General features: G+C 73.4%; 4 protein-coding genes. 2 read left to right on the top strand and 2 right to left on the bottom strand.

Annotation, left to right across the window (positions count from 1 at the left end):
* Positions 1-1,035: lipase family protein (locus E2E34_RS31625; protein ID WP_138905286.1), on the top strand; the 1,035-nt coding region annotated here is incomplete at its 5' end.
* A gap of 101 nt (positions 1,036-1,136) precedes the next feature.
* On the opposite strand, the gene E2E34_RS31630 is transcribed toward E2E34_RS31625, so the two are convergent.
* Entirely contained in the window at positions 1,137-3,065 is a 1,929-nt protein-coding gene (locus E2E34_RS31630; protein WP_244316316.1) for an AMP-dependent synthetase/ligase, read from the bottom strand.
* Between the two features lie 71 nt (positions 3,066-3,136).
* Between E2E34_RS31630 and E2E34_RS31635 the strand changes: the two genes are divergently transcribed.
* On the top strand, positions 3,137-3,979 hold the full coding sequence (locus tag E2E34_RS31635) for a MaoC/PaaZ C-terminal domain-containing protein (RefSeq protein ID WP_138905287.1): 843 nt from the start codon (positions 3,137-3,139) through the stop codon (positions 3,977-3,979).
* On the opposite strand, the gene E2E34_RS31640 is transcribed toward E2E34_RS31635, so the two are convergent.
* The gene (locus E2E34_RS31640; protein WP_138905289.1) at positions 3,965-4,591 is read right to left on the bottom strand and encodes a TetR/AcrR family transcriptional regulator; all 627 of its coding nucleotides are present in this window, start codon (positions 4,589-4,591) and stop codon (positions 3,965-3,967) included. The two genes, E2E34_RS31635 and E2E34_RS31640, sit on opposite strands and share 15 nt — an antisense overlap.
* Positions 4,592-4,626: the final 35 nt, after the last annotated feature.

Raw genomic sequence — 4,626 nt, forward strand, 5'->3', positions numbered from 1 at the left:
TCCTTCCACCCCCTCCCCAACCAACCCACGCACACCAACGCCTGGCACCTCACCTACCGCTCCACCACCGCCAAGGGCGCCCCCAACGTCGTGTCCGGCACCCTCATCGTCCCCAAGGACGGGCGCACCGGGCCGCGCCCGCTCGTCACGTACGCCGTCGGGACCGTCGGGCTCGCCGACCAGTGCGCCCCGAGCGCCGGGTTCCCCAAGGGCACCACCGTCGAGGCCAACCTCATCAACCAGGCCGTCCAGCGCGGCTGGGCCGTCGCCGTCACCGACTACGAAGGGCTCGGCACCCCGGGCGACCACACCTACACCGTCGGGCGCGCCGAGGGACACGCCGTCCTCGACGCGGCGCGCGCCGCCCTCCGCCACCCCGAAGCCGGCCGGAGCGGTCTGAGCGACCGGTCGCCCGTCGGCATCATGGGGTACTCGCAGGGCGGCCAGGCGTCGAGCTGGGCCGCCGAGCTGCACGACTCGTACGCCCCGGAACTGAACGTCAAGGGCACGGCGACCGGCGGCGTACCGGCCGACCTGCTGGAGGTCGCCGACTTCAACGACGGCAACATCGGGGCCGGTCTGATCCTGATGGCCGCCACGGGCCAGCAGGCCGCCTTCCCCGAGCTGGAGCTCGACAAGTACCTCAACGCCAAGGGCCGCACCTACGTCGACTTCATGAAGAAGAACTGCGTGGCCGTCGACACCGTCGCGGGCCTCTTCCAGCGCATCTCCGATGTGACCGTCACCAACCCGCTGGACCAGCCCGACTGGCAGCGGCGGCTCACCGAGTCGAACGTCGGCACCCACGCCCCCGGGCATCCCGTCTACCTCTACCACGGCGGACTCGACGAGCTGATCCCGTACTCCGTCGGCAGGCGGCTGCGCGCCGACTGGTGCGAAAGGGGCGCGAACGTGCAGTGGCGCTCGCATCCCCTGCTCGGGCACATCGGCGCGGTGACCGTGGGCGCGTTCCCGGCGATGGACTGGCTGGGAGAGCGGTTCGCCGGCCGGCCGGCCCAGGGCAACTGCTCGTAGCACCCGTTGCGGAGGGGGCGGCCCCGGGCGGGCTCCCCCTCCGTTCATCGCCCCCGGCGGGCCCACGGCGGGCGGCTACCCCGGCGGGCTCCGTCGGCCCCTCACCGCCGGTACAGCGCCGCTGTTTCCGCCCCGAAGTCCCGTAAGATCGCCGCCCGGCGCAGCTTGAGCGACGGCGTCAGGTAGCCGTTCTCCTCCGTGAACTCGACCGGCAGGACCTTGAACGCGCGGATCGACTCGGCCCGCGACACCAGCCGGTTCGCCTCGTCGACCGCCCGTTGCAGCGCGGCCCGCAGGTCCTCGTCGTCGACCAGGTCGCGCAGCGGGACGTCCTGCTTCTTCGTCATCCGACGCCAGTGCCCCAGGCCGTCCGGCTCCAGGGTCAGCAGTGCGGTGATGTACGGGCGGTTGTCGCCCAGCACCAGGCACTGCCCCACCAGGGGGTGCGCCCGCAGCCAGTCCTCCAGGGGCGCGGGGGCGACGTTCTTACCGCCCGAGGTGATGATGACGTCCTTCTTGCGGCCCGTGATGGTCAGGTACCCGTCGTCGTCGAGCGCCCCCAGGTCGCCGGTCGCCAGCCAGCCCCCGTCGCGGGTCACGTCCACGGGCGCCTGCCGCTCCCGGTCCCAGTAGCCGCCGAAGACCTGGCCGCCGCGCAGCAGGACCTCGCCGTCGTCGGCGATGCGGACCGCCGTGCCCGGCAGGGGCTGCCCGACGGTGCCGAGGCGGGGTCTGAGCGGCGGGGTGACGGTCGCCGCCGCCGTCGTCTCGGTCAGCCCGTACCCCTCGAACACCTCGATGCCGGCGCCCGCGTAGAACGACGCCAGGCGCCGCCCGAGGGGCGAGCCGCCGCAGATCGCGTACTTCACCCTGCCGCCCAGCGCCGCCCTGATCCGCCGGTAGACCAGCGGGTCGTAGAGCGCGCGGGCCGCGCGCAGCGCGTAGCCCGGCCCCTCCCCCGTCCCGTGCTCCCGCGCCTCCAGTGCCTCGCCGTAGCGCTGCGCGATCCGGGCGGCGCGGTCGAAGGACGAGGCGCGGCCCATCTTCTCGGCGGTGGCACGGCCGGTGTTGAAGACCTTCTCCAGTACGTACGGGATGGCCGGCAGGAACGTCGGCCGGAAGCCCGCGAGAGCGGCCAGGAGGTCGTCGGTCGCGATGCTGGGCGCGTGCCCGAGCCGTACCCGCGCCCGCAGGCAGCCGATCGCGACCATCCGGCCGAAGACGTGCGACAGCGGCAGGAACAGCAGGGTGGACGCCGGTTCCTCGCTGACCGCCTTGAAGACCGGGTGCAGCAGTTCGATCGCGTTGTCGACCTCGGCGAAGAAGTTGGCGTGGGTGAGGACGCAGCCCTTGGGGCGGCCCGTCGTCCCGGACGTGTAGACGAGGGTGGCGACCGAGTCCGGCTCCGGACCGGCGCGGCGGGCGGCGACGACGGCGTCCGGGACGTTCCGGCCGGCCGCCCGCAGCCGGTCGACCGCGCCGGTGTCGAACTCCCACAGGTGCGCCAGGTCGTGGAGGTGCTGCCGCTCCGGGCTGATCACCCTGGCCTGGTCGGCGCTTTCGACGGCGCAGGCGACGGCGCCGGAGTCCTGGAGGATCCAGCGGGCCTGGAAGGCGGAGGAGGTGGGGTAGAGGGGGACGGTGATCAGGCCCGCCGCCCAGGCGGCGAAGTCGAGGAGCGTCCATTCGTACGTCGTACGGGACATGATCGCGATCCGGTCCCCGGGCCGCAGGCCCTCCGCGACGAGGCCCTTCGCCACGGCGAGCACGTCGGCGGCGAACTCGGCCGCCGTCATGTCGTGCCAGGTGCCGTCGTGCTGCCTGCGGCCGATCACGGGGTCGGCCGGGGCCTCGCGGGCGTTGTCGAACGGGATGTCGGCGAGCGATCCGCGCCGTACGGGTGCCACGAGCGCCGGGACGGACGCCTCCCGCACGACGCCGTCGACGCGGGCCAGCCGGGGCTGCTGCGGTCGTGGTGGGGAGGGGGGCGGTGGTTGTCGGCGCCGTGGTCCGGGTGCGGGGTGCATCATCTCGACCTACTCCTGACCCTTGAGTAACCTTACTCAGGAGTAAATCTACGGCCGCGCTGGGAGTCCGGACAATGACCTCGCTCGTACCGCTCCTCGCCCTCGGGGCACTCGCCTCTCCCTTCAAGCGCGACGTCCGCGCCTCGGCCGCCCTGCCCGACTTCGCACTCACGGCCGGTCAGGTGCGGGTGGACCACGGCCAGTTGGCGGCGTACGCGCGCATCTGCGGGTTCCCCTGCACCGACCCGCTGCCGCTGACCTATCCGCACGTCCTCGGCTTTCCGCTCGCGCTGCGCGTCATGACGCGGCGCGCCTTTCCGCTCCCGCTGACCGGGCTGGTCCACACCGGCATCTCGATCACCCGCCATCGGGCGCTGCGTCCCGACGACCGGCTCGAACTGACGGTGTACGCCGACGCGTTGCGCCCCCACCGCCGTGGCACCGAGGTCACCATGGTCACCGAGGCGCGCCTCGCCGGCGCCCTCGCCTGGGCGTCGCACAGCACGTATCTGGCCCGCCACCGCACGGCCGGGAGCGGCGACGCCCCGCGCCGCCCGTCGTCCGGGTCCGAGGCGCTCCCCGCCGTGGCGTCCTGGGACCTGGCGGGGAACCTGGGCCGTCGTTACGGCGTCACGTCCGGCGACCTCAACCCCATCCACCTGCACCCGCTGACGGCGCGGCCCTTCGGCTTCCCGCGCGCGATCGCGCACGGCATGTGGACGTTCGCCCGGTGTGCGGCGCGGCTCGACGACGCCGACGCGATCCACGTACGGGCCGACTTCAGGGCGCCGGTCCTGCTGCCCGCGACCGTCACCTACGCGGCGGCGGGCGACGCGTTCCAGGTGCGCGGCCAGGACGGCCGGATCCACCTCACGGGCACGCGGTCGGCCCGCCGGCCGGACTCACCGCCGGGGTGAGGGCGGCGCCCACCGCCGGCCGTTCATGAGGTTCTCCAGGCCGGCCCAGGCGAAGTTCATCAGCGTGGCGGCCGTCTCCTTCGCGGTGACGCCCGGCGTCTCGTTGCCCCAGACCGCGAGCGACTCCGCGGCCCCCACCAGCGCGTGGGCGAGGCCGCCCACTTCCCGCTCGGCCAGCTCCGAGTCGCAGTCCGCCTCGCGCGCCGCCGCCCCGATCAGGTAGGTGACGAAGCTGACGATCTCCGTGCGCATCCGCGCCACCTCGGCGGCGAAGGGCTCCCCGTGCGTACGGGCCTGGTTGTGCAGGACCGCCCAGCCGTCGGGGTGCTCGGCGGCGTGCGTGAAGAACGCCCGCAGTCCGTCCCACAACTGACGGTCGGCCGGCGCTCCCGGCTCGACTCCGGCCCGTACCGCCGCGACCAGCGCGCCCGCCTCGCGCCGGATGCAGGCCGTGAACAGCTCTTCCTTGGAGTTCAGGTACAGATAGACGAGCGGCTTCGACACCCCGGCCAGCTCGGCGATCTCGTCCATCGACGCGGCCCGGTAGCCCCGCTGTCCGAAGGTCTGTACGGCGGCGTCCATCATCTGACGCTCCCGCACGGCACGCGGCATCCGCTTGCCCTTCACAGCCCCACCCACGTCCGCTT

Source organism: Streptomyces albidochromogenes, assembly GCF_005981925.1.
GTDB classification, from domain to species: Bacteria; Actinomycetota; Actinomycetes; order Streptomycetales; family Streptomycetaceae; genus Streptomyces; species Streptomyces albidochromogenes.

What these genes read in the sequence shown, in the direction of transcription:
- E2E34_RS31640 (WP_138905289.1), bottom strand. Translation starts at nt 4,591, where the DNA reads ATGCCGCGTGCCGTGCGGGAGCGTCAGATGATGGACGCCGCCGTACAG.
- E2E34_RS31630 (WP_244316316.1), bottom strand. Translation starts at nt 3,065, where the DNA reads ATGATGCACCCCGCACCCGGACCACGGCGCCGACAACCACCGCCCCCC.
- E2E34_RS31635 (WP_138905287.1), top strand. Translation starts at nt 3,137, where the DNA reads ATGACCTCGCTCGTACCGCTCCTCGCCCTCGGGGCACTCGCCTCTCCC.